This is a genomic window from Mycobacterium sp. E1386 (genome assembly GCF_001672745.1).
Lineage (GTDB): Bacteria > Actinomycetota > Actinomycetes > Mycobacteriales > Mycobacteriaceae > Mycobacterium.
Window position 1 is genome coordinate 1 of sequence record NZ_LZKH01000078.1, and the last position, 19,174, is coordinate 19,174.

The 19,174-nt window shown below is 68.0% G+C and carries 16 protein-coding genes; 5 read left to right on the forward strand and 11 right to left on the reverse strand.

Annotated features, from left to right (window positions below):
- Positions 1-71: 71 nt before the first annotated feature.
- The gene (locus A5709_RS08300) at positions 72-1,016 is read left to right on the forward strand and encodes a PHB depolymerase family esterase (RefSeq protein WP_068119338.1); all 945 of its coding nucleotides are present in this window, start codon (positions 72-74) and stop codon (positions 1,014-1,016) included.
- Between the two features lie 14 nt (positions 1,017-1,030).
- On the opposite strand, the gene A5709_RS08305 is transcribed toward A5709_RS08300, so the two are convergent.
- Positions 1,031-1,675, reverse strand: coding sequence for a TetR/AcrR family transcriptional regulator (locus tag A5709_RS08305; RefSeq protein WP_068119342.1), 645 nt, complete (start codon positions 1,673-1,675; stop codon positions 1,031-1,033).
- 147 nt (positions 1,676-1,822) lie between these two features.
- Between A5709_RS08305 and A5709_RS08310 the strand changes: the two genes are divergently transcribed.
- Positions 1,823-4,837: an RND family transporter gene (locus A5709_RS08310; protein ID WP_082973823.1), complete on the forward strand. Its 3,015-nt coding sequence runs from the start codon at positions 1,823-1,825 to the stop codon at positions 4,835-4,837.
- Here A5709_RS08310 and A5709_RS08315 read toward each other — a convergent pair.
- On the reverse strand, positions 4,832-5,440 hold the full coding sequence (locus tag A5709_RS08315; protein ID WP_067946982.1) for a TetR/AcrR family transcriptional regulator: 609 nt from the start codon (positions 5,438-5,440) through the stop codon (positions 4,832-4,834). The two genes, A5709_RS08310 and A5709_RS08315, sit on opposite strands and share 6 nt — an antisense overlap.
- 66 nt (positions 5,441-5,506) lie before the next feature.
- Between A5709_RS08315 and A5709_RS08320 the strand changes: the two genes are divergently transcribed.
- From A5709_RS08320 to fadD1, 3 genes are all read left to right on the forward strand, one after another.
- Positions 5,507-6,337 carry an alpha/beta fold hydrolase gene (locus tag A5709_RS08320; protein ID WP_068119347.1) on the forward strand — a complete coding sequence of 277 codons (831 nt, stop codon included), beginning with the start codon at positions 5,507-5,509 and terminating at the stop codon, positions 6,335-6,337.
- 32 nt (positions 6,338-6,369) lie between these two features.
- Positions 6,370-7,140: an SDR family NAD(P)-dependent oxidoreductase gene (locus A5709_RS08325; protein WP_068119350.1), complete on the forward strand. Its 771-nt coding sequence runs from the start codon at positions 6,370-6,372 to the stop codon at positions 7,138-7,140.
- Between the two features lie 82 nt (positions 7,141-7,222).
- Positions 7,223-8,866: a fatty-acid--CoA ligase FadD1 gene (fadD1, locus tag A5709_RS08330; protein WP_068119352.1), complete on the forward strand. Its 1,644-nt coding sequence runs from the start codon at positions 7,223-7,225 to the stop codon at positions 8,864-8,866.
- Here the strand turns inward: fadD1 and A5709_RS08335 are convergent.
- The 9 genes from A5709_RS08335 to A5709_RS08375 all read right to left on the reverse strand — a co-directional run bounded on the left by A5709_RS08335 (position 8,805) and on the right by A5709_RS08375 (position 19,147).
- The gene (locus A5709_RS08335; protein WP_067945094.1) at positions 8,805-9,458 is read right to left on the reverse strand and encodes a PadR family transcriptional regulator; all 654 of its coding nucleotides are present in this window, start codon (positions 9,456-9,458) and stop codon (positions 8,805-8,807) included. The two genes, fadD1 and A5709_RS08335, sit on opposite strands and share 62 nt — an antisense overlap.
- A 7-nt stretch (positions 9,459-9,465) precedes the next feature.
- Complete coding sequence (locus A5709_RS08340) at positions 9,466-9,888, reverse strand: Zn-ribbon domain-containing OB-fold protein (protein ID WP_067945091.1); 423 nt, start codon at positions 9,886-9,888, stop codon at positions 9,466-9,468.
- The gene (locus A5709_RS08345; RefSeq protein WP_067945090.1) at positions 9,885-11,054 is read right to left on the reverse strand and encodes a thiolase family protein; all 1,170 of its coding nucleotides are present in this window, start codon (positions 11,052-11,054) and stop codon (positions 9,885-9,887) included. The genes A5709_RS08340 and A5709_RS08345 overlap by 4 nt, the downstream gene beginning before the upstream one ends.
- 18 nt (positions 11,055-11,072) lie before the next feature.
- Entirely contained in the window at positions 11,073-11,402 is a 330-nt protein-coding gene (locus A5709_RS08350; RefSeq protein ID WP_067945086.1) for a hypothetical protein, read from the reverse strand.
- A 1-nt stretch (position 11,403) separates the two neighbouring features.
- A complete protein-coding gene (locus tag A5709_RS08355) occupies positions 11,404-13,737 on the reverse strand; it encodes a CoA transferase (protein ID WP_068119357.1) in 2,334 nt (777 codons plus the stop codon).
- A 2-nt stretch (positions 13,738-13,739) separates the two neighbouring features.
- The gene (locus A5709_RS08360) at positions 13,740-15,077 is read right to left on the reverse strand and encodes an amidohydrolase family protein (protein ID WP_068119361.1); all 1,338 of its coding nucleotides are present in this window, start codon (positions 15,075-15,077) and stop codon (positions 13,740-13,742) included.
- Positions 15,078-15,284: 207 nt separating this feature from the next.
- Positions 15,285-15,698 (reverse strand): Zn-ribbon domain-containing OB-fold protein, encoded by a 414-nt coding sequence (locus A5709_RS08365; protein ID WP_066951239.1) that lies wholly within the window; start codon positions 15,696-15,698, stop codon positions 15,285-15,287.
- 6 nt (positions 15,699-15,704) lie between these two features.
- A complete protein-coding gene (locus A5709_RS08370; protein ID WP_068119365.1) occupies positions 15,705-16,913 on the reverse strand; it encodes a thiolase family protein in 1,209 nt (402 codons plus the stop codon).
- Between the two features lie 8 nt (positions 16,914-16,921).
- Positions 16,922-19,147, reverse strand: coding sequence for an acyl-CoA dehydrogenase (locus tag A5709_RS08375; RefSeq protein WP_068119368.1), 2,226 nt, complete (start codon positions 19,145-19,147; stop codon positions 16,922-16,924).
- Positions 19,148-19,174 lie beyond the last annotated feature (27 nt).

Genomic DNA, 19,174 nt, shown 5'->3' on the forward strand with positions numbered 1-19,174 from the left:
GCCATCGTGGCAGCCGGCGAGGATTTTGACAAGTTACTTGTCAATCGTGCTGCGGGTGGCACACTCGTCCCATGCGATCGCGCCGCGCCCGGGCCATCAGCGTTTGCCTCGTCGCCGTCCTGGCCGTCGTGCTCGGCGGGTGCCTGGGCGGCGGCCATGCGCTGGGAACGCCCGGCTCGCAACCGATTCCGGTCGGGCAGTCCACCCAGAGCGTCGCGTCGGGCGGTGTCAGCCGCACCTTTCACCTGTACCGGCCCCAGGGAATCGCGGATGCGACCCCTCTGGTGGTGATGCTGCATGGCGGCTTCGGAACGGGTCAGCAGGCCGAGCGCGCGTACCACTGGGACGCCGAGGCCGACGCCGGGCACTTCCTGGTCGCCTACCCCGACGGCATCAACCGTGCCTGGAATGCCGGGACGTGCTGCGGCGAACCCCAGCGGGTCGGCGCGGACGACGTCGGCTTCATCACGACCATGGTCGGCGCCATCGAGCAAGGGATCCCCATCGACCGGGCGCGCGTCTATGTCACCGGCATGTCGAACGGGGCCATGATGGCGCTCCGGCTCGGCTGCCAGTCGGACATGTTCGCCGCGATCGCCCCGGTGGCGGGCACGCTACTGACCGACTGCTCACAGGCGCGGCGAACGTCGGTGCTGCAAATCCACGGCACGGCCGACGACAGGGTGCCCTACGACGGCGGACCCGGAAAGGCGTTCGCGCTCAACGGAACTGCCCGCGTCGACGGCCCGTCGGCGCAGTCGGTGAATGCGACCTGGCGCGCCATTGACGCGTGCGGAGCGCCGAACTCGAGCACCACCGGTGACGTGACGACACAAATCGCGGGCTGCGCGGACGGACGCACCGTCGAGTTGATCTCAGTGGCCGGCGCCGGCCACCAATGGCCGGGCGGTGAACCCAGCCCCCTCGCCGAGAAGGTCGCGGGCATCCCACCACCCTCGGCGGCGCTGGACGCCACCAGCACCATCTGGCAGTTCTTCGCCCAGAACCACCGCTAGGTGCGCGTCCCGCTTCAGGAGTGATCTTCCGCGGTAAGACGGCGTTCGAGCGCGCCGGTGATGTCCGTCGTCGTGACCACGAGCGCCGTCATGAACTCGATGAGCTGAGGTCGACTGACCGCGATGTGGTGTCGGTACCACTGGCTGATCAGCTCCAGAAGACCGCCCACCACCGTCAACGCGGTCAGCATGACGTTGTCGTCGGTGCCGGCGGCCTCGCCGAGCAGTGCCCGCACCTGCCCGACCATGACCTGGGTGAGAACGTCGATCACTTCGTCCCGACGGCCGGCGAGCGCTTCGGCCGTCTGCAGCTCGATCAGCAGCCGCGGGCGCCGAGGATCTTCATCGATGAAGCCGAATGCGAACTCGATGACGGCGCGGGCGCGGGCCTCGAGTTCGTGCGGCGACTCCGCGACCGTCGCCATGATCCCGGTCAATGCCCGGCTGAATTGGTCTTCGAAAGTCGCGATCAGTAACTCGTGGCAGTCGCGGAAGCTCTCGTAGAAGTAGCGGTCGTTCAGCCCCGCGCTTGCGCTGACGGCGCGCACCCGGAGATTGTTGACCCCGTGCTCGGCGATCATGTCGAACGCAGCCTCGAGGAGCTGCCCCCGACGCTGTTCACGCCGCTGATCAGCGGTTAGGCCGCGATGCACTGCCATCCGACAACCAGCTCCTTTTCGTTTGACTCGCGGACTTGCGCCCGCCGCCCACTTTGGTGAAGGATCTCACCAACATGGTTTGGTGAACTGCTTCACCAACCAATCATAGGGGGAGCGGTGCGACAGGGGATCTTTCCGGGAACGGGTTTGGTTGGCGCGCCCCGACGGGCCGAGGCCCATCTCGAGCGCACCGGTGAATACAGTGCGCGCCTTGCCGCATTGGGCGGGCTTGCCGTCCGACGGAAGGCATGGGTGATCGGCACATGGATCGGCGTGGCGGCGATTCTCGCAATCGCCTTCCCACAGCTGGAGACGGTCGTGCGCCAGCAGTCGGTCCAGCTCTTGCCCGGTGACGTGCCGTCGTTTCAAGCGCTCGATCGCATGGCGGCGGCGTTCGACGAGCGGGGCGCGAAGACCTCGATCGTCATTGCGATGGAAGATGCCGCCGGGCTGACCCCACCGGCCCGGCAACGCTACGACGCCCTCGTGGCCGCGCTGCGTGCCGACAAGACTCACGTTCTGCTGGTGCAGGATCTACTCGCCGAGCCCGCCACCAGAAGCCGGGCGGTAAGCCAAGACGGCAAGGCGTGGTTCCTGCCGATCGGGATCGCCGGCACCCTCGGTGACCCCAAGGCGGCCGAGTCGGTCGACGCCGTGCGCGCGCACGTCTCCTCGGTCGTGAGCGGGTCGTCGACCACCGCGTACGTCACCGGTCCGGCCGCGACGTTCCGTGATCAAATCGGCTCCGGCGAACATGAGCTGCTCCTCATCTCGATCGCGACCGCCGCCCTCATCGGGCTCATCCTGCTGTTGGTCTATCGGTCGGTGGCCACCGCACTGTTGCCGCTATTGGTCATCGGCGCGAGCGTGGCCGTCGGCCGAGGCGTGCTGTCGGCGCTCGGTGAATTCGGTGTTCCCGTATCGCAATTCACCATCGCGTTCATGACCGCGGTTCTGTTGGGCGCCGGCACCGACTACAGCGTGTTCCTGATCAGCCGCTATCACGAACAACGACGGCATGGAAACGCCCCCGAACAGGCCATCGTTCGCGCCTGCGGCAGCATCGGGCGCGTCATCTTGGCGTCGGCGGCCACGGTTGCTTTGGCGCTGGCCTCCATGGTGTTCGCTCGCCTGAGCGTCTTCGAGGGTGTCGGCCCCGCATGTGCCGTTGCCGTGCTGATCGGATTCCTGGCCACCATCACGCTGCTCCCGCCGCTATTGGCGCTGGCGGCCAAACGCGGCATCGCCGAGCCCCGCGCCGACTTATCTCGCCAGTACTGGAACCGGATCGCCGTCATGGTGGTACGACGGCCGGCGCCCGTGCTGGCCGCAAGCTTGGTGGTCTTGCTGGCCCTGGCCGGCGTGGTGGCCACCATGACGATCAGCTACGACGACCGCAAGGGACAACCCGCGGGCACCGCCAGCAACCACGGCTATCGGCTGTTGGATCGGCACTTTCCCAAGGACACCGTCATCAACCAATTCCTGCTTGTGCAAGCCCGCACCGACATGCGGACCGCCAAAGGCCTCGCCGACCTCGACGCGCTGGCCTCGCGGGTGGCCCAGCTACCCGGGGTCACCCGGGTTTCCGGTGTCACCCGCCCAACCGGTAACCGGCTCGACCAAGCGCAATTGTCTTGGCAGAACGGGCAAATCGGCGACAAGATGGCCGGTGCCGTCGCCGATGGCGAAGCCCACAGGGACGACCTCGCCAAGCTCACCAACGGCGCCGACCAACTCGCGGCCGGCTTGGGCCAACTCGACACCATGCTGCGGCGTGCGCTCACACCGCTGACCGATCTCTTGGACCAGGCCGGAAGCAAAGGTCAGCGCCTGCAGGGCGCGCGGCCCCTGCTGCAACAACTCAACGCCACCGCACCGGCCGTGGATCAAGCCGTGCACACCGGTGCGGGACTGCGGCCCCTGGCCCAACAAGCCGCCGGCGCCATCGCGGCGATCGAACCACTCGTCGAAGGCCTCAATGCCTCACCCTGGTGCGCCACCACGCCGCAGTGTGCTCAGCTGCGCGACGAAACCCGAGTGCTCGTAACGCTGCGCAACGGTGGATTCTTCGACCAGGTGGGCGGACTCAGCGATCAGTTCAGCCAAACCACCACCCTCTCCGGCACGCTCACCGATATCCAAAACGCCGCCGCCACCATGCAGCAGGCGCTCGGCGCGACCGGCGACCCGGCAGACCTGATCGGCGACATCCACCGTCTGCAAGGCGGCGTCAGCCGACTCGCCTGGGGCGCCCAGGCACTGGCTGGCGGGGTACATACTCTTGCCGACAACAACATTCGGCTACTCGAAGGCATGGGCCAGATCGCCGCGCAGCTGCGAAACGCCGCGCACGCCACCTCGGGATCGGACGCCGCCTCCGGGTTCTACCTGCCGCCGACGACATTTGAGAATCGCCAATTCAGCGACCTGGCAAGGCACTTCATCTCCCCCGACGGGCGCGCCGCCCGGTTCGCCGTCACATCCTCATACGACCCCTACTCCGCCGACGCGATGGCCCTGAACCGCAAGATCACCGACACGGCCGACGCCGCCCTGCCCAACACCTCGCTGGCCGGCGCCGCCATCTCCGTGGCCGGCTTCACCGCCGTCAACTCCGACCTCCAACAACTGCTGTCCGCGGACTTCACCCGGCTGGCCACCGCCACCCTGCTGGTAGTCGGCGTCGTCCTGATCCTGCTGCTGCGTTCCGTCGTCGCCCCGCTCTACCTGCTGGGCACCGTCATACTGAACTACTTCGGTGCGCTGGGCCTGGGAGTGCTGTTGTTCCAGTACGGTTTCGGCCACGCCATCGCCTGGCCCGTCCCGCTCCTGGCCTTCATCCTGTTGATCGCGGTAGGCGCCGACTACAACATGCTGGTGATCTCGCGCCTGCGCGAGGAGTCCAGCGGCAACATGCGCGTCGGCGTGCTCCGCACCGTCACCAGTACCGGCTCCGTCATCACCTCAGCGGGCCTGATCTTCGCCGCCAGCATGTTCGGGCTCATGATCGGATCGCTCGACATGATGGTTCAGGCCGGGTTCGTGATCGGTTGCGGGCTGCTGCTGGACACGTTCGTCGTTCGCACGCTCACCGTTCCCGCCATCGCGACGCTCTTACGGGAGCGAAGCTGGTGGCCCCATCGGTTCGGCGCCTCATGACCCCGTAAGCATGCCGTCGATCAGCCGGTGCAGCACCTGCCGCGTTTCGCGGCGCGTGCGTTTGGGATCCTCGGCGGTCGCGATGAGCATGGCCGCCTCGTCGAGCGCACCGATCAGCACGTGCGCCAACGGCCGCACGGGCTGCTTGGCCAACTGGCCGGCCCGGATCGCCTCGGTGATCAACTGTTCGGTCATGCCCAGGCTGTACCGCTGCGCGACGTCGCGAAAACCCGCCCATCCCAGCACACTCGGGGCGTCCAGCAACATCAGCTGACGCACCTCCGGATCCCCGGAAACCTCCAGCCACGCGTCGACCGCCGCACGGATCGCGTCCGCCGGTGTCGTCGCACCGGACTCGGCCACCAGGGTGCCCATCCGCGCCATCACGTCCTGTTCAACCGCCTCGACGACCTCGCGGAAAAGCGCCGCCTTGTCGGCGAATTGGTGGTACATGGCGCCGCGCGTCACGCCCGCGACGGCCGCGATCTCCGGCGTTCCGACCTCCGCGTAACCCCGTAGCCCCCACAGCTTGCGGGCGGCCGCGATCAGCGCGTCGCGGGTCGCCGCGGAGCGCTCTTCCTGAGTCCGTCTCTTGCTTTCCATACAACCTGTTGGTAACTTACGAACAGACAGCCTGTTTGTAAATGTATTTCGAGGTAGGAGTTCTCTATGTCGACGATCGACATTAGTGCCGGAACCATCCATTACGAAGCAATCGGACCCGAAAGCGGCAGGCCCGTCGTTTTCGTGCACGGATACATGATGGGCGGCCAGCTGTGGCGCCAGGTCAGCGAACGCCTGGCCGACCGCGGGCTGCGGTGCATCGCCCCGACGTGGCCGCTGGGCGCGCATCCGGAGCCGTTGCGCCGCGGCGCCGATCGGACCATCACCGGAGTCGCGGGGATGGTCGCCGAGGTGCTGACCGCGCTCGACCTCGAGGACGTGGTGCTGGTGGGCAACGACACGGGAGGGGTCGTCACGCAACTCGTGGCCGTGCACCACCCCGAGCGGCTCGGCGCGCTGGTGCTCACGAGTTGCGATGCGTTCGAACACTTTCCGCCGCCGATCCTCAAGCCGGTGATCCTGGCGGCCAAGTCGAAGACGACGTTCCGGGCCGTTTCCCAGGCCATGCGAGTCCCGGCGGCTCGCAAGCGCGCGTTCGACGGATTGGCGCACCGCAACATCGACGACCTCACCGCGGCGTGGGTGCGGCCGGGGCTATCCGACCCCCGCATCGCCGAAGACCTGCGCCAGTTCACCCTCTCGATGCGCACGGAGGTGACGGCGGGCGTGGCCGCCCGCTTGCCCGAGTTCGACAAGCCCACCCTCATCGCGTGGTCGGCCGATGACGTGTTCTTCGAGCAGGAGGACGGGGTCCGGCTGGCCGCCACCATCCCGAACGCCCGCCTCGAGGTCATCACCGGTGCCAGGACCTTCTCGATGATCGACCAGCCGGACCGGCTCGCCGACCTGTTGTCGACGATCGCGGTGCGCACGTAACCACCCGCCCCGCCGGCGGTAGCGTCTTGCGCATGTCAGCTACGACGCCACCGCTGCGGGGCAGGCGCATCCTGGTCACCGGCGGAGCGACCGGAATCGGCGCGGCCGCCGTCGGAGCCCTCGGCGCGGCCGGGGCCGAGGTCGCCGCCACCTATCATCAGGCGCCGCCGCCGGACGGCCTCGCGGCCAGCTGGCTGCAGTGCGACGTGCGCGACGCCGACGCCGTCTCGGCAATGGTGCGGCATGCCGCCGAGGGCTTGGGCGGACTCGACGTGTTGGTGAACGCCGCGGGGCTGTGGCAGGCCGGCATTCCCGGCTACATCGGCGTCGACGAGATCTCGTTCCTCTTGGACACCAACGTCAAGGCGACCATCCTCACCAATCAGGCCGCCTACGCCGTGATGAAGGACCAGGACCCCAAGGGCGGCAGGATCATCAACTTCGGATCGTCGGAAGCCGTGATGGGCAGCCCGATCTCGGCGGTCTACGCCGCCACCAAGGGTGCGGTCCAGGCGTGGACACGGTCGGCCGCCAAGGCCTGGGCGCCCGACAAGATCACGGTCAACGCGCTGGCGCCGGCTGTGCAGACGGCCGGCGCCGACCGGCTGCGCGAGTTCCTCGGCCCCGACGCCAGCGCATTCATCGACCAGCAGATGCAGATGATGATTCCGATGGGTGGAAAGTTGGGCGATCCCGCGCGGGATCTCGGCCCGATGCTGGTCTTTCTGGCCGGTCCCGGTTCGGGATTCATCACCGGTCAGCTGCTGGCGGTCGATGGCGGCCTGATGATGGTGGGCGGATAACGGGACGGCGACCCGCCGCCGCTACCATAAGACGGACCGTCTCGTCTCGCAGGCCAGGCATAGTGAAGGTGATTTGAGACCGATGACTGAGGACACGATTCAGGCGCTACTGCGCAAGCGCTTGTCCGATCCGGGGGTCGCGGTCAAACACCGTGCCCTGCAGTGGAGTTGGAGTAAGTACCTGGCGGGTGCGGCGGCACGGGCGGCCGCCCTGATATCGGCGGCCGATCGAGACCGGCCGATGCACGTGGGCGCCCTGCTGGGAAACAACCCCGAGATGCTGAGCCAGATGGCGGCGGCCGGCCTCGGCGGCTACGTCCTCTGCGGACTGAACACCACCCGGCGCGGCGACGCACTCGCGGCCGACGTCCGGCGCGCCCACTGCCAGTTCCTCGTCACCGACGCCGAACACCGGTCGCTGCTGGACGGGCTGGACCTCGAGGGAACGCAGATCCTCGACAGCTCGACGCCGCAGTGGACCGAATTCGTCAAGGATGCCGGGGAACTGGTGCCGCACCGGCAGGTGACCGCGATGGACCCGTTCATGATGATCTTCACGTCGGGAACGAGCGGGAACCCGAAGGCGGTGCAGGTGTCACACCTGATGGCGACGTTCGCCGGCGTCAACCTGGTTGAGCGCTTTGCGCTTTCCGGGCAGGACACCTGCTACGTGTCGATGCCGCTGTTCCACTCCAACGCGGTCGTCGCGGGCTGGGCGCCCGCGGTGGTCTCCGGCGCCGCGATCGTGCCGGCCAAATTCTCGGCCAGCAGCTTCCTCGACGACGTCCGCCACTACGGCGCGACGTACATGAACTACGTCGGCAAGCCGCTCGCCTACATCCTGGCCACGCCCGAACGCGACGACGACGCCGACAATCCACTGCGGGTCGCGTTCGGCAACGAGGCCAACGACAAGGACATCGAGGAGTTCGCGCGGCGCTTCGACGTGCAAGTCGAAGACGGCTTCGGCTCCACCGAGAACGCGGTCATCGTGATCCGCGAACCCGGCACGCCGAAGGGCTCGATCGGCAAAGGGATCGACGGGGTGGCGATCTACAACAGCGACACCGTCACCGAGTGCGCGGTCGCGCGCTTCGACGCCGACGGCGCTCTGGTCAACGCCGACGAGGCGGTGGGCGAGTTGGTCAATACCGCCGGCTCGGGCTTTTTCACCGGCTACTACAACGACCCGGACGCCAACGCCGAGCGCATGCGCCACGGCATGTACTGGTCCGGTGACCTCGCCTACCGCGACTCCGAGGGCTGGATATACCTGGCCGGCCGCACCGCCGACTGGATGCGGGTGGACGGGGAGAACCTTGCCGCGGCGCCGATCGAGCGGATCCTGTTGCGTCACAGCTCAATCAACCGCGTCGCGGTGTACGCCGTCCCGGACGAGCGCGTCGGCGACCAGGTGATGGCCGCGCTCGTACTCAACGAAGGGCACACCCTCGACCCCGATTCCTTCGAAGCGTTCCTCGGCGCTCAGCCGGACCTGTCGCCCAAGGCCCGCCCGCGCTACGTTCGCATCGCCACCGACCTGCCCAGCACCGCCACCCACAAGGTGCTCAAGCGACAATTGATCGCCGAGGGAACGGATATCGCCGCGGGGGAAGTGCTGTGGGAACGCGAACCGCGCGGCACCGCCTATGCCGTCGCGACGCCTAGCTCTGACTCCCGGACACCCGCCGTCGGATCTGGCCCTTCGTCCGTCGGACCCGCCTGACCGGATCCCGCGTTGTGCCGGAGGAGATCTCGTCGCGCAACTGCGCGATGTTGGAGATCTCCGCATACAAACCGCGGATCGCGTAGTCCAGCACCGCCAACGAGAAGCGCTGGTCCGGGTCGTCGCTGATGCCGAGTTCGCGCGACCGCTGCCGCGACCACAACGCCTCGTCCAGCCGCGCCCGGGTCGCCTCGAGATGACGGTCCAACGTGTCGACGATGCGTTCGGGGTCCTCGCCGCGGGCCAGCCAGGTTCTGAGGATGACGGGGTGCTTGATGACGACCTGGTCGTCGCCCGGGAAGTGCTGCACCCACCGGCGCAGCGCGTCGAGCCCGGCATCGGTGGTCTCGTAGAGCGTGATCGCCCGCTTGCCGGATTGGGCGCCGATTTCGCTCACCATGCCGCGGGCCAACAAGCGGTTCAGCTCGCGCCGTACGTGACTGACCGACGGAGACCAGTAGAAGTGGCCCACCGACAGCTCGGCGCGCATCTTGATCTCGCCGGCGGTGAGCTGCTCGTCGTTGGCGGCCAGCACACCCAGCACGAGATAGGCGGTCACCGGGAGGCCGTTGCTGGTGCGCCGGGGGCTCATGACCGGCCTACTTCTGGCCGGTGAAGTACGGCAGCGTGACATCGGGGCCGACGGCGTGGAACCGCACGCGCACGCGCATGCCGATCCGCAGCTCCTCCGGCGCCATCCCGACGACGTTGGTCAGCATCTGGTAGCCCTCGTCCAGCGTGACGATCGCGGGTGCGTAGGGCGGTTCGAATTCCGCAGTCACCGGCCGGTGGACCACCGTCCAGCTGTAGATTTCGCCCAGCCCGGCGCTGCGCTCCCAACGCACATGCGCCGAAAGGCATTGGCGGCAATGCTCGGTCGGCGGGAAGTTCGCCAGGCCGCAAGCCTCGCAGCGTTGATACCGCAATTCTCCGGACCGGCAACCCTCCCAGAAGGGGACGCTGAGGTGGCTACTCGCGTGGGGCACGGGGCCGGTTTGCGGGCGCAGGGCATCAGACGTCACCGCGGTTCGTCCCCCAGGATCAGCAGTGTGGTGAACAAGGCCCCCGCTCCCCCGTTGCTGCACAACGCGATGTGCGCGTCGGGAACCTGAAGCTCGCCCGCCTGGCCGCGTAGCTGCTGGACCGCGCGGACGGCGCGCTGCATCATCTGCGGATTGGAGCCCGCGTGGCTGAACGACATGGTTCCTCCGTCGGTCGTGATGGGATGGCTGCCGTCGATGGCGATGTGGCCGTCGGCGACGAACGGTCCGCCCTCCCCTTCGCCGCAGAACCCGAAAGCCTCAAGCTGGCGGATGATTTCGAACGAGAAGGGGTCGTAGAGTTCCAGCACGTCGACGTCGTCGGGCCGCAGCCCCGCGTGGGCGAACGCACGCTCGGCCGCGCGCCTGCCGACCACACCATTGACATATCCGCCTTTTCGGTCCCGCCGGCCGGCGAGATCCCACGCCGGCGGGTGCTGGTAGGACGGCCCGTGGAAGTCGGCGCCGCTGCCCAGCACGTAGATGGGTTGGCTTGCGCGGTCGATCTTTTCGACGTTGGCGATGACCAGTGCGCATCCGCCTTCGGAGGTGGTGGCGCAGTCGAGGAGGTGAAAAGGGTCGGCGATGGGCCGGGATGCGGTAATGTCGTCGGGCGCGAAGGGCCCGCGTTGGTAGTAGACGGCTTCGGGGTTGCGCGATCCGTTGTTGCGGATGGTCGCGGCCACGATCGAAAGTTGTTCGCGCGTCGTGCCGTAGGTGTGCATGTGCCGGCGCGCGATGAGTGCGAACTCGGCGGTGGTGAACATGCCCCACGGCGCGACGAATTCGTTCTCGGGGCGAGTCCACGGCGCCGTGGCCTCGTGGTCGCGGTACTCGCCGGCCTGGGCGGCCACCAGCACCACCACGTCCGCCATGCCGTGTTCGATGGCGGTGACCGCCTCGGTGATCATGCCCACGCCGAAGGCGAGGCCCTGCCAGGCCGGGCCCAGCCGCAGGTCGTAGATGAGGGCGGTGGACAGCGGCCCCGCGCTGACCCCGTCGACGTCTTCGAGGCGCAGCCCCGCGTCATCGAGTGCGCCGCGGATGGCCGCCAGCGCCAGGCTGCGTGAGGTCTCGCCGTCCAGGCGGCGGCCCTGCCGGGTGTTGTGCACCCCGACGATCGCGGCGCTGCGTTTCGTCCCTGCCACTTTCGTGATCCTTCGCGTCTAGTTCTCGTCCGCCACGACACCGAGATAGGTGCCGACGACGTCGTACGGTCGACCGTCGCGGGTGATCGCCCCGATCCTGGTGGTTCGGGCGTCGGCGGGCGCCGCGCCGGCATCGACCACATCGATCCGCACGTCCACGGGCCGGGCCGTCTGCGGGTCGGTGATCTCGACGACCATCGCCACCGCGTGCTCGCGCTCGTCCCATTCGACGCTGGTGATGCGGTGCCGAGCGGTCAGTTCCATCACCACCGAGTCCTCGCGCACCAAAAATCGCACCGGTGCGCACAATTCGCCGTCCCGGGGCGGAACACAGAGGGTGACCGCCATGTCACAGGCCCGTCGGCCGGGCACTGATGGTCCCCGACTGCCGCAACGCGGACAACTCTTCTTCGCTGCGCCCAAGCAGGTCCGTCAGGACCTCGCCGGTGTGCTGCCCGTACAGCGGCGGTACCCGGCGGATCCAGCGCCGCGGCCTGCCGAGGAATGCGAACGGCATGCCGGTGCAGAGGAAGGAACCGGCGACGGGGTGGTCGACGGTTTCCCAGAAGCCCCGCGCGTGTAGGTGCGGGTCACGCAGGAGTTCCGGGGCCGGCGTGACGCGCGCCGCGGGAACCCCGGCGCCGCGCAGCGCTTCGACCGCTTCGGCCACCGTCCGCCGTGCGGTCCAATCCGAGATGAGCTTGTCGATTTCGTCCGGGTGCTCCAGCCAGTCACCGGTGCGAAGATCCGGTTGGGCCAGCAGCCTGGCCAGTGCCGCGCGGGCGTCGTCGTCCGTCGCGGCCAGCGCCACCCAATCGTCCTCGCCCCGGCAGCGGTAAACCCCTTGGGGGCTCGCACCGGGGCCTCGATTCCCGTTGCGGCGCATCTCGATTCCGTTGCGCGAGTACTCCACCAGCATTTCGGCGGCCACGTTCAGTGCCGCCTCCACCATCGTCGATTCCACGTGCATCCCGGTTCCGTCGCGGTCGCGCACCACCAACGCCGCCACGGCGGCGAAGGCCGCATGCAGGCCCGCGATCGGGTCGCACACGCCGCGGGGGATCACCGGAGGGCCGTCGGCATGTCCGGTCATCCACGCCATGCCCGTGGCCTGCTCCATCGTCTGGGCGAAACCGACCCGGTCGCGCCACGGCCCGTCGAGGCCGAAGGCGGGCATCCGCACCATGACGGCCCGAGGGTTGGCCGCGTGTACGGCGTCCCAGCCCAGACCGAAGTTCGTCATCACCCGGGGCGAGAAGTTCTCGATGACGAGATCGCTTGCGGCGATGAGCTCCAGCGCGATGGCCCGTCCCGCGTCGGTGCTGAGCTCGACGCTGACGCCGCGCTTGTTGTTGTTGCTGCACAGGAAGACCGGGCCCCATTCCCACCACTGGTCCCAGCTGGGCGGGCGGCCGGCGGAGAAGCGCATGCCGTCCGGCCGGCGGACGCCCTCGACTTTGATGACGTCGGCACCCAGCGTGCCCAGCAGTTGGGTGGCGACCGGGCCCGCCCAGAAGGCGGTGAAATCGGTGACCCGGGTGTCGGCCAGCGGAAGCGCGCCGGTGTCGGCGGCCGGCGGCGGGGAGGGTCGTGGCGACCAGGAGACGCGGCCGTTGTCTGCGCCGGGCCGCGGGGCCCGCCCGGGCGGCCTGGTGTCCATCGCATCGCTGCGATACGGCACCCGGGGCTGCAGCACGCCGGCGCCGGACTCCACAAACACGCCGCGGTCCACGAAATGGTCGATGGCGGGCAACATCTCGGGTGTGGCGATGGGGGCGACCGGGATTCGGAAGGCGACCGCGAGGTCGACGATCTCCTGCGTGGTGCGGGACTGGGTCCACTGCGTGACCATGCCGACGAACTCGTCGCGGCGGGCAACGCGGCCGTCGAACGAGGCCAGCTCGGCGTCGTCGAGTAGGTCGGCGCGGTCGATCAGCACCAGGAAGTCCTGGAACTGCTGCGCGGTAATGGTGCAGAAGCCGACCATGCCGTCGGCCGTGGGAACGATCGACGGCAGCTCCAAACTGCGCTGTCCCAGCAGGGAATCCGCGCCCAGCACGCTGGCCGACATGGAAGACAGGCCGCCCATGGCGATCACCATCGCCTCGTACGTCGACACGTCGATGACTTCGCCTCGCCCGCTACGGCGCCCGTGCCGGGTGGTCGCCGCGGCGACCGCGGCGGCGAAGGTCCCCGCCAGCCACTCACCGAGCTGGCCGCCGGCCTGCACCGGTTCGTCCTCCGGCCAGCCGCGGCCGGCGGTGGAGCCGCACAGGGCCTGCAGGATGAACTCGTTGGCGACCACCCGATCGTCGACGTAGGGGCCCGTCGTGCCGAATGGCGTCACGGCGACCACGACGGCGGAAGGGCCGGTATGCGAACCTATTTCGTCGAGGGTCCACCCGTCGGTCAAGTCGGTGAGGACGATATCGGCGCCGGCCAGCAGCGCGGCCACCTCCGCACCGCCGCTGTCGGTCACCGACTTCTTGCCCGCGGCAAGATAGCCGAACAGCGCCCCGGGTGGCCCCCCGGCCGACCGCCGGCGTATGGAATCACCATCCGGCGATTCGATTTTCACCACATCGGCACCGGCGTCGGCGAACATCTTCCCGCAGTAGGACACCGCGATTCCGTTGGACAACTCCAGCACACGCCAGTCCTCGAACGGTGCTCGGGGTGACACGTTCAGTTGCCCAGGGTGGTGGCGCGGCCCGCAATGCCCCCGGCTTCCGCCGTCACCTGCGCCTGCAGGGCGAACTGGGTCATCCGGGTCCACGCGTCGCGGTCACGCTGGCTCGCCTGGCGCCCCACGTGCGTCACCACGTCGACGTCGGTGGCCTGGGCGCGCAGATACCCGGCGCGGGCGTGCTCCTTGGGGATGTGCCGGAACGGATCGAATGAGTAGGCGGCCATGGCGTTTTCGTGTGTGATCTTGTCGATCACCGCGTCGTCGAGATGCCCCATGGTCGCGATGACGTCCTCGGGCGCGAACGGCCAGTTGCTGTCGGAATGGGGAAAGTCGGACTCCCAGCACAGCATGTCCTCGTTGAACCAGTCCATGTTGCGCACGCCGACCTTGTCGCTGATGAAGCAGGTGTAGAAGTGCCGCTTGAACACGTCGGCCGGTCCACTGTAACCGGGCGGGAACTTGGCCAGCGTCCACCCCGAGTGGCGGTTGTAGACGTGCTCGGCCCGCCACAGGAAGTACGGTATCCAGCCGACGTCACCCTCGGTGAGCGAGAACTTCAGTTCCGGGAAGTCGGCCCAGAACTCGGCCCAGATCAGCTCGGTGAACGTGAACATGCTCATCATGGACGACGCCGTCATCTGCACACTGGGTGGGGCGTCCGTCGACACCTGGGGAGAGCGCGACGCGGAGCCGACATGCGTGCACAGCACCGTCTTGTTCTCACAGACCGCCTCGAACAGCGGATACCAATACTTGGTGTGAATGCTGGGCATTTGCAACGCCTCTGGATTCTCCGAGAACGTCACCGCGTGGCAGCCTTTCCCGGCGAGGCGGTTGACTTCCTTGGCCGCCTCGGCCACGTCGAACAGCGGCAGGATGCCGCAGGGAATGAAGCGGCCCGGGTAGGCCGCGCACCACTCGTCGATGTGCCAGTCGTTGTAGGCCTTGATCATCACCAGGTTGACGTCGCGGTCGGGGCCCTGGTTGAGGACCTGCCCGGAGAAGCCGGTGAAGTTGGGGAAGTTCAGGCCGGCCAGCTGGCCGCCGGCATTCATGTCGCGGACCCGCTCGTCGACGTTGAAGCACCCGGGCCTCATCTCGTCGTAGCGGGAGGCGTCGATGTTGTACATCTCCCGCGGCTTTCCCGCCACGGCGTTCAGGCCCATGTTCCGCCCGCGGACCTCACCGTAATACCACTGCTGGATGCCGTCGGGTTCGACGACCACCCGGGGGGCGCGGTCCTTGTACTTCGCGGGAACGTGCGCGTCGAACATGTCGGCCGGCTCGGCGATGTGATCGTCCACGCTGATCAGGATCAGATCTTCCTTGTTCATGCCGCACTCCTCGCCGATATAGTGACTAGTAGACAATGGCGCCGATCACAGTGTCAACCGCGTCCGCCGGTTCGCGGCCGCGGCTAAACGATTGCACTGCAATGACAGAGTGCGCCGGCCGCACCCGTATTTTGTGGCCAGAGCGCAGGCACTACAGGGACTAATAGTCCCGCTGCGCCTGCGCGGCTGGCCGCACATTGGTCGGCGTCAGTCGGCGGGCGCGTACCGCAGCATCGTGACGTCGTGCTCCGGGTAGTCGAAGAACACCGGCTTCACCCGCATGCCCACCCGCAGGTCGGCTGGGTCGACGTTGACCATCTCGGTGGAAAACCTTGGCCCCTCGTCCCATTCGACGATAGCCAGCAGCTGCGGCACGGCATCGGCGAAGTGCGGGCTCACCGGCCGGCGGGCCACGGTGAAGGAATACAACGTTCCCATGCCGGAGATCTCTCGCCATTCCAGATCATCGGCGAGCGTGCGCGGCGCCCGCACCCGCGGGTAGAACACGTAGCTCCCCAGCGAGGGCGAGTACTGGATGACGATCCGATGCTGCGCCAACGCGTCCCAAAACGGCGTGCTGGTAGGGGTTTTGACGGGCATCGGGCGCTCGAAGGTGGCCATCGGCGATCAGTCCCCCTCGAGAATCAGCGTGGTCTGTTCCGACAGGATTCCGCCGTTGCCGGACACGAAGGCGCGGTGACAGTCGGCGACCTGAGCCGCCCCCGCGCGACCCATGATCTGGCGCGTGGCGTCGCAGACGTGGTGCATGCCGCCGGCCAGCCCGGCCTGACCGAAGCCCAGTTGCCCGCCCGCGGTGTTGAGCGGGAAGTCACCGCGGAAGGTGAGGTCATGGTTGGCGACGAACTCCATGCCCTTGCCCTTCTCGCAAAAGCCCGCGTCCTCCAGCGACAGCAGCACGGTAATGGTGTAACAGTCGTAGATCGAGACCATGTCCATCTGCTCGCGGCTCAGGTCCGTCATGGCGAACGCGGTGTCGGCGGCCTCCGCGATCGGGGTGTGTAGCAGGTCCTTGGCATAGGTCGGGGTCTTGAAGGGCACGTGCTCGCCGAATCCCTTGACCCACACCGGCCGATGGCGCGCGCGTTTGGCGAGATCCGCGTTGGCCACCACCACCGCGGCGCCCCCGACGCAGGGCATGACGATCTCCAGCATGTGCAGCGGGTCGGCGATCACCGGGCTGGCCAAGACGTCGTCGACCGTAAGCGGCTTGTCCTTCCAGATCGCGCCCTCGGTGTGGTTGGCGTTGAACCGCTGATCGACGACGATCTTGGCCATCGCCCGCTCGTCGTACCCGTAGACGGCCGCATAGCGCTGGGCCACCTGCCCGTAGGGCCCGTTCTGGCCGAGGTTGCCGTAGGGAATCTCGAATTCGGCTTGGGGAGAGCCATATTGGTTGCTCGATGAACCGAAGAACATCGCGTCGACCATGGGCCTGGGCTTCTTCTTCGACGACGGGGTGATGTACCGCGCCGGCAGCGCACATAGGACCGCGTCACAGATGCCCAATTCGATCGCCGCGGCCGCCCGCCAGACCATGGCCGCCGCGCTGGCTCCACCGAGGTCCACGTGCTCGGCGAATCGCGCTCCGACGCCGAGATATTCGGCGATGGTGGAGGGCACGAAGATCTCCGACTCCGCCAGGTGCGACGCCACGATCCCGTCGACGACATCGCCGGGCAGCCCGGCGTCCTCGAGCGCGGCCGCCGACAGTTCCGCCCATTGTTCGATCGCGAACGGCGCAAGGGAGGCCTTGTTGAGCCGCTCGGGCGGCAACTCGACGTAACCGACGATCGCCGCTTCTCCGCGTAATCCCATGGGCTGTCCTACTTTCGGGGGAGTCCGAGGATCATCTGCGCGATGATGTTGAGCTGAATCTCGCGGGTTCCCCCGCCGAGCAATTCGGCGGGGAGATGCAAATAGGGTTCCACGACCGCTGCGTCGGGATCATCGACCATCGCGACCTGCCCGGTCAACTGCAACGTGGCTTGAAAGGTACGCCGCAGCAGCACGTTCATCGCGACCTTGGCGATGCTGGACGCCGGACCCGACGCCTGGCCGTCGAGCAGCCGGATGGTCTCCCGCACCCCGAGCGCCCTGATCGCGTTGGCGTAGGCATCGAGCTCGCCGAGCGCGCGCAACGCGTCATCACGGTCGGGTCCGGGCTGCGCCGCGAGCCGGCGGAGCGCGACGGCGCGGTCGAACTTGACGTATCCGCCGATGGCCGAACGCTCCTCGGCCATGGTGGCGATCGCGAGGCTCCAGCCGTCGGTGGGGGCGCCCAGCAACATCTCGTCGGGAACGAAGACGTCGTTGAGAAACACCTCGTTGAAGTGCGCCTGCCCGGTTGCGGTTTTGATCGGCTGGATTTCGATGCCGGGCGACCGCATGTCGAGGATGAAGTAACCGATGCCGCGGTGCTTGCTGGCTTCGGGGTCGGTGCGCGCCAGCAGGGCGCCAAGGTCGGCGTACTGCGCCAGCGACGTCCAGATCTTGTGGCCGTTGATCCGCCAACCGCCGTCGACCTTGGTCGCCCGGGTGGCCAGCGACGCGAGATCGGAGCCGGCACCGGGTTCACTGAACAGCTGACACCAATGGATCTCGCCGCGTTGGGTCGGCGGAATCAGCCTCTCTTGCAGGTCTTTCGGTGCCGCGGCCAGCACCGAGGGCAGGATCCACTCGGCGATGTTCAGCGACGGCCGGACCAGCCCGGGTCGCTTGGCGAACTCTTCGTCGATGATGAGCTGTTTGAGCGGACCCGCATCGACGCCCCAGGGCGCCGGCCAGTGCGGTGCCATCAGGCCGGCATCGGCGATCAACGTGCGCTGGGGCCCGGAGGCCTGGTCCGGGTAGTCGCCGTGCGGTGCCGGTTTGTCGTTGCGCAACTGCATTGCCGCATCCAGCGTCTCGGCGACCCAGGACCGGAAGGCGGGTTCGGCGTCGCCGAGATTCACCGACATGTCGCGCGTCTGGGCGCACGTAAGCTCGCCCAGCCGGCGCGCCCAGCGATTCGCCGGACCTATCGATCCCGCCAGGCTGATGGCCCGCCGCCAGTACAGGTGCACGTCGTGTTCCCAGGTGAAACCGATGGCGCCGAGCATCGTCAGCGCGTCGAGCACCAGGTCCGGGATCGGCGAGACCGCGATCGTCGCCGCACCACCGGCCGCCATTCGATGCTGGTCGAGCGATTCATCGACCGCGCGCACCGCGTCCCAGGCCGCCGCGGTGGCCAACTCGCTGTTGACCAAAAGCATCGCCGCACTGTGCTGCAGCGCCTGGAAGGTTCCGATCACCTTGCCGAACTGCTCGCGGATGCGCAGATGCGCGGTGACCGCCTCGACACACCACTGCGCGATGCCGGCCATCGCGCTGGCCACCAGACTCACGGTGACGCACCGCGCGCGGTCGGGGTCGATCCCACTGAGCACTTCCGACTCGGCCGCACGATAGTCGTCGAGTCGCAGGATGCCGGCGTCCGCGACCAGGTCGGTGCCGTTGACGGGCTCCGCTGTCGCCGTAGGGTTTTCGGTGTCGACAACCACCCAGACCACGTCGTCGTCTTCCGCTCGGGCGCCGACGAGGACCGTTCCCGCCGCGCAGACCCCGACGGTTACCTCCGACACCCCGGTGATCCGCCATCCCCCGCCGTCCGACCGTGCCCTGAAGTCGCCGTCGTCGGGAAGCACTACGGCCGCGATGACGCCGGCGGCCAGGTCGCGCACCAATGCTTCGGCGGCCGGCGTGGCATCGGCAAGCAACGCGACCGCCCCCGCGGCAACCGTCGGCAACAGCGGCCCGGGCAACAGCGCCTTGCCCGCCGCCTCCAGAACGCAGGCCGCGTCGATCAGCCGGCCGCCCTGGCCGCCCAGGCTTTCGGGCAAATGCACCGCGTGAAAGCCGTTGGCGACGAGGGCATCCCACCATCCGGGGCGCCGCCCCGCCGCGAGGTCCTCGAAGCTGTCGCGGGTGGCGGCGATCGGGGCGTGCCGGTCGGCGAACTGCCCGACGGCGTCGCTGAGCTCCTGCTGCTCCGGACTCAGTCCCAGGGTCACGATGGCGGCCGAGAGGTGACTATGGTT